General features: G+C 58.6%; 6 protein-coding genes. 2 read left to right on the top strand and 4 right to left on the bottom strand.

The genetic code is table 11. The annotated features are described in order from the left end of the window. Positions 1-102: 102 nt before the first annotated feature. Positions 103-555, top strand: coding sequence for an NAD-binding protein (locus tag MDG893_RS20135; protein WP_007155693.1), 453 nt, complete (start codon positions 103-105; stop codon positions 553-555). On the opposite strand, the gene rpoH is transcribed toward MDG893_RS20135, so the two are convergent. From rpoH to ftsY, 4 genes are all read right to left on the bottom strand, one after another. Further along, a complete protein-coding gene (rpoH, locus tag MDG893_RS20130) occupies positions 552-1421 on the bottom strand; it encodes an RNA polymerase sigma factor RpoH (protein WP_007155692.1) in 870 nt (289 codons plus the stop codon). The two genes, MDG893_RS20135 and rpoH, sit on opposite strands and share 4 nt — an antisense overlap. A gap of 195 nt (positions 1422-1616) precedes the next feature. Beyond that, positions 1617-2615, bottom strand: a complete 999-nt coding sequence (ftsX, locus tag MDG893_RS20125; protein ID WP_007155691.1) for a permease-like cell division protein FtsX — start codon at positions 2613-2615, stop codon at positions 1617-1619. Further along, positions 2608-3291: a cell division ATP-binding protein FtsE gene (gene ftsE, locus MDG893_RS20120; RefSeq protein WP_007155690.1), complete on the bottom strand. Its 684-nt coding sequence runs from the start codon at positions 3289-3291 to the stop codon at positions 2608-2610. Before ftsE ends, ftsX begins: the two co-directional genes overlap by 8 nt. Before the next feature lie 6 nt (positions 3292-3297). Continuing rightward, positions 3298-4500: a signal recognition particle-docking protein FtsY gene (gene ftsY, locus MDG893_RS20115; protein ID WP_007155689.1), complete on the bottom strand. Its 1203-nt coding sequence runs from the start codon at positions 4498-4500 to the stop codon at positions 3298-3300. 167 nt (positions 4501-4667) lie between these two features. On the opposite strand from ftsY, the gene rsmD reads away from it, so the two are divergent. Further along, a complete protein-coding gene (gene rsmD / locus MDG893_RS20110; RefSeq protein WP_007155688.1) occupies positions 4668-5270 on the top strand; it encodes a 16S rRNA (guanine(966)-N(2))-methyltransferase RsmD in 603 nt (200 codons plus the stop codon). Positions 5271-5320: the final 50 nt, after the last annotated feature.

Raw genomic sequence — 5320 nt, 5'->3', positions numbered from 1 at the left:
TGGGAAGTGCACACCCATTGGTCCGGTAGGGGCCGGGCAACTGGCGAAGGGGCCAATCAGGCGATTGTGGGAATTACCATTGGCGCGGTGTCGGAGGCGTAGTTGCTGGCCGCGAAGGGTGGGGCTGATCCTGCCGCTGTTCGGGAGGCGCTGATGGGTGGTTTTGCGGGCAGTCGGATTCTGGAGTTGCATGGGCAGCGGATGATTGATCGGGACTTTTCACCCGGTGCACCGGCGCGGATTCAGTTGAAAGATCTGCGGATGATTCTGGACGAGGCCCGTTCCGAGGGGCTGGCTCTGCCGCTGTCGCAGCAGGTGCACAATGAGTATAAAAGCCTGATCGCCAACGGGCACAGCGATGTGGATCACAGCGGTTTGTTGCTGGAACTGGAGCATTTCAACGGGGCATTGTTGGGCTCTTTGTCGGTCATCTGCCCACTCGCGCCCCCCCCCCCCAAGGTTTGTGTTTGTTTTAAGGATTATACAAACAAAAACGCCACCAACCCCGCAAAGGATGGTGGCGTTCTGACAAACCCTAAGTTAATTCAGGGTTAAGCAGCCTCTTCTTCCGTTGTCATATGCATACGGATCTTCTTCATGGCGTTCTTCTCCAACTGACGAATACGCTCAGCGGAAACACCATATCGATCCGCCAACTCATGCAGCGTCGACTTGCTATCGGACAACCAGCGCTCACGAAGGATATCCTGGCTACGCTCATCCAACTGCTCCAACGCCGCCATCAGACGACCATTGGAATCGTCCGTCCAGTCGGATTGCTCCAGCTGCGTGGCCGGATTGCTGCGCTTGTCCTCCAGATAATACGCCGGCGCCTGATAGGCATTGTCGTCGTCATCGTCCTGGGGGCCATCGAACGCCGTATCGTGGGAAGCCAGACGACCTTCCATCTCCCGCACAACCCTGGGCTCAACCCCGAGGTCACTGGCCACGGCATTGACCTCATCATGACTCAACCACGCCAGACGCTTCTTCTGGCTGCGCAGGTTGAAAAACAACTTACGCTGCGCCTTGGTGGTCGCCACTTTCACGATGCGCCAGTTGCGCAGGATAAACTCGTGAATCTCGGCCTTGATCCAGTGCACTGCAAAGGACACCAGGCGCACACCGTATTCCGGATTGAAACGCTTGACCGCCTTCATGAGGCCTACGTTACCTTCCTGGATCAAATCTGCCTGGGACAGCCCATAACCCGCATAACTGCGGGCAATGTGGATCACGAAGCGCAGATGTGAAAGAACCAGCTCACGGGCTGCATCGACGTCACCATCGTAATGCAGTCGCTCTGCGAGCTTGCGCTCTTCCTCGACAGACAGCACCGGAATGCGGCTGGCCGCCTGGATATAGGACTCAAGGTTGGCACCCGGAACCAGTCTGTCGATGATCTGTAAACTCGTACCCATGTCTTATCCTCCGAACATGACGACCGATAAATATAGCAACTCTAATTCAGCCCGCCAAGCACTCTGCAAATAACCCAAATTTCCATCTAAACCGTTTCAAATCAACAAACTGGAAATCTGGCTGCCTTCGAATTCTATCTTCAAACTACGCCGGAACCCGTATTGATTTCAATACGGTATTTCCGAGATCGGGGATCACCCGCCGGCGATTTCCCCCGGCTCAATGTCATCCAGATGGCGCTTGACGGCAACCCAGGCGCCTAACCAGCCTAACAGCATGGCTGCAATTATCAACGCCAGCGCGCCATCGACGCTCAGCCCGCTCAGGGAAAACTCACTGCGGTATAACCCGGCTAGCCGCTCCACCGGGCCACTGAGCCACCAAAGCGACACCTGGAGCAGAATAAAGGCCACAATCCCACCACCCAGGCCAAACCAGGCCCCGGTATAAAGGAACGGCCGGCGCACGAAAGCGTCGGTGCCACCCACCAATTTTGCCACCAGAATTTCGTCACGACGGTTTTCAATCGCAAGGCGAACGGTATTGCCAATCACCAGTACCACCGCTGCCGCCAGCAACAGCGCCAGCGCCCAGACGGCGCGACCCAACAGGTCGGTCATGGCATTCAAACGCTGCAACCAGCCGAGATCCACCTGCACCCGGTCAACACCGTCCAGCCCTTCAATAACCTTCAGCAGCATTTCCACGCCGTCAGCGGTGCGGGAACCTTCACTGGGCGTGACCAGCAGAGTATGGGGAAGCGGGTTTTCGTCGAGGTAATCAAGGGCGTCTTCAAGGCCGGAAGACGCGCGGAACTCTTCCAGCGCAGTCTCACGGTCGATCAGCTCGACTTCCGCCACCCGGCTGTCATCAGCCACCTCGGCCTTCAATGTCCGGGCATCTTCAATAGAAACGGAGTCACTCAGATAGGCCGTCACCCTTGCTGAGCTTTCCCAGCCGGCACTGACGCCTTCCAGACTGGCCAGCAACAGCATAAGCGCCACTGGCAGCGCCAGCGCCACGCCCATCACCGTCCAGGTCATCATGCTCGCCACTGGTGAGTGCCAAAGACGCTGCGCGCTGTCCCGGGCCACCTTGCGATGATGATTCAGGTAACTTTCGGCCTGCTGGCGCCAGGGTGAACGGGCACTTTTGGCGCCCCGAGCAGACTGCCGTCGGGGATCGCTAGCCATGAAGCCCCCCTTTTGCGCCAACGCCTGTCACCAGCCGACCATGATCGAGAGTCAACGTACGGCGGCCGAGATCGTTAATCAGTGCAATGTCGTGGGTAGCAATCAACACCGTGACCCCGACCTGACTGAATTCCGCAAACAGCCGCATGATATCGGCAGACAATTCCGGGTCCAGGTTACCGGTGGGCTCATCCGCCAACAGTACCGGGGGCTTGTTCACGACGGCACGGGCAATGCCCACCCGCTGCTGCTCACCCCCGGATAGCTGCATCGGGTTCATCTTTTCCTTGCTCAACAATCCCACCTTGTCCAGAGCGGCCCGCACGCGGCGACCGATATCCCGGGCCGGGGTGCCCATCACCTCCAAAGGCATGGCGACGTTGTCGAACACGGTGCGATCAAACAATAACTGGTGATTCTGGAACACCACACCGATGTGTCGGCGGATGTATGGCACCTGACGGCGCGGCAGGGTATTGAGCACCTGCCCGCCCACAATCACCTCGCCGGCACTGGGGCGCTCCATCACCATAATCAGCTTTAGCAGCGTACTTTTGCCAGCGCCGGAATGCCCCGTAAGAAACGCCAGCTCACCACGCTCCAGGCCGAAATTGACCTGACGCAACGCGGTATGGTCGCTGTCATAACGTTTGGTGACCTGGCGGAACTCGATCATTGAAGGTTACTTATCCGGGCTTTCATCAAACAGCGCATCCACAAAAGTGCGGGCATCGAAGCTGCGCAGGTCATCCACCTGCTCCCCCACGCCAATGTAACGGATGGGCAACTGCAACTGACGGGCAATGGCGAACACAATACCACCCTTGGCCGTGCCGTCCAGCTTGGTCAGGGTAATACCGCTGACCCCCACTGCCTGCTGGAACACCTGGGCCTGGCTCAACGCATTCTGGCCGGTGCCGGCGTCCAGAACCAGCATGACCTCGTGGGGCGCGGACTCATCCAGCTTCTTCATCACCCGCACAACCTTCTCCAGTTCACTCATCAGGTTGTCTTTGTTCTGAAGACGACCGGCGGTGTCCGCAATCACCACGTCCACGCCACGGGATTGCGCGGACTGAACAGCATCAAAGATGACGGATGCGCTGTCGGCGCCGGTATGCTGGGCCACGACGGGAACGTTGTTACGCTCGCCCCACACCTGCAACTGCTCAACCGCCGCGGCACGGAAGGTATCCCCTGCCGCAAGCATCACCGACTTGCCGTCCCGCTGAAAGAGCTTGGTAAGCTTGCCGATCGTGGTGGTTTTACCAACACCGTTCACACCGACCATCAGGATGACGTAGGGCTTTTTACTTGCATCAATTTCCAGGGGCTTTGTCACATCCGCCAACAGGCCATGGAGCTCATCCCTCAGTGCCTTGCGCAGGGCCTCGCCGTCCTTGAGCTGGTTGCGCTCGAGCTTATCGGTCAGCGACTCAATGATTTCCGACGTGGCGGTCACACCCACATCCGCCATCAGCAACGTGGTCTCGATTTCCTCGAGCAGATCTTCATCCACCTTCTTGCCGATCGAAAACAGATCCGCAAAGCCGCCGGTCAGATTGGCACGGGTTTTACCCAAGCCCTTGCGGATACGCTCGAAAACGCTGACCTGGGGCGCTTCCGGCTCGGGTTCTGGCGCCGGCGTTGTCGGTGCTTCAGCGGGCGCCTCCTCAACAACAGGCTTTTCAGGTGCTTCCGCAACCGGCGCGCTATCCGCTTCAGGCTCCGCCCCGGTTTTCGGAGTGGCACCTTCCTGGGCTTCCGGCTTTTTCTGGGGCACCGGCTTCGGCCGAGGAATCCGACGACGGTTTGCCGCCACATCCAGAACAAACACAAGGACAAGAAGGGCCAGAAGGCCGATAGCAATCCACTCTGCCGTCATAGTCATACCATTGGTCGTCGATTCGCGGGATACAAGAAAGGCGGTATTCTAGCAGACTGACCGGCCTAAGTGATGGCCGCAGGTGACTCGCCCGATAAACCTTCGTAACATGACGCCAACCACACCCAAAGGCGCACTGCACCAGCGATCAAGAGGCCGCACCCAGAATGGCACGCAACCAGAAACCCAGGCCAGCCAGTAGCAGCGGCGAACTCCGCATCATCGGCGGCGACTGGCGCAGCCGCAAACTGCGTTTCCCCGACGCCGGCGGCGTACGCCCAACTCCAGCACGCACCCGCGAAACCCTTTTCAACTGGCTGACGCACCACCTCGCCGGCAGCCGCTGCCTCGACCTCTTCGCTGGCTCTGGCGCCCTGGGTCTTGAAGCTCTCTCCCGCGGTGCAGCCACCACCATCTTCGTCGACCATACCCCGGCACTCGCACAAGCCCTGCGCGGTAATTTGCGTTTATTGAAATCGGAACAAGGAGAAGTGGCCTGCCAGAACATCGAAACCTACCTGGCCCAGCCACCGGCCAAACCCGTCGACATCCTGTTCATGGACCCACCCTTCAGGCAGGGCTGGCTGGAAAAACTGTTCCCGATGATTGCAGAAAATGGGTGGATAAAACCGGGAAGCTGGATCTACGCAGAACACGAAAGCGACACGCCCACGCCCCCAGCGCCAGCCAACTGGACCCTGCACAGACAAAAAACAGCAGGCCAGGTGACCTACTGTTTGTTTAGGGTGGAAGAATCAGAACCTAGCTGAAGAAACCGCAAAAGCGATCCCACATTAGTCAAATCGGTTTCGGGGTGGGG

The sequence above is a fragment of the Marinobacter algicola DG893 genome (genome assembly GCF_000170835.1).
Lineage (GTDB): Bacteria > Pseudomonadota > Gammaproteobacteria > Pseudomonadales > Oleiphilaceae > Marinobacter > Marinobacter algicola.
The sequence above is the reverse complement of the archived record's forward strand: the minus strand, read 5'-3'. Positions and strand labels throughout refer to the sequence as shown.

Coding starts and splice junctions, on each gene's coding strand:
- rsmD (WP_007155688.1), top strand. CDS start 4,668: ATGGCACGCAACCAGAAACCCAGGCCAGCCAGTAGCAGCGGCGAACTC.
- ftsE (WP_007155690.1), bottom strand. CDS start 3,291: ATGATCGAGTTCCGCCAGGTCACCAAACGTTATGACAGCGACCATACC.
- rpoH (WP_007155692.1), bottom strand. CDS start 1,421: ATGGGTACGAGTTTACAGATCATCGACAGACTGGTTCCGGGTGCCAAC.
- ftsY (WP_007155689.1), bottom strand. CDS start 4,500: ATGACGGCAGAGTGGATTGCTATCGGCCTTCTGGCCCTTCTTGTCCTT.
- ftsX (WP_007155691.1), bottom strand. CDS start 2,615: ATGGCTAGCGATCCCCGACGGCAGTCTGCTCGGGGCGCCAAAAGTGCC.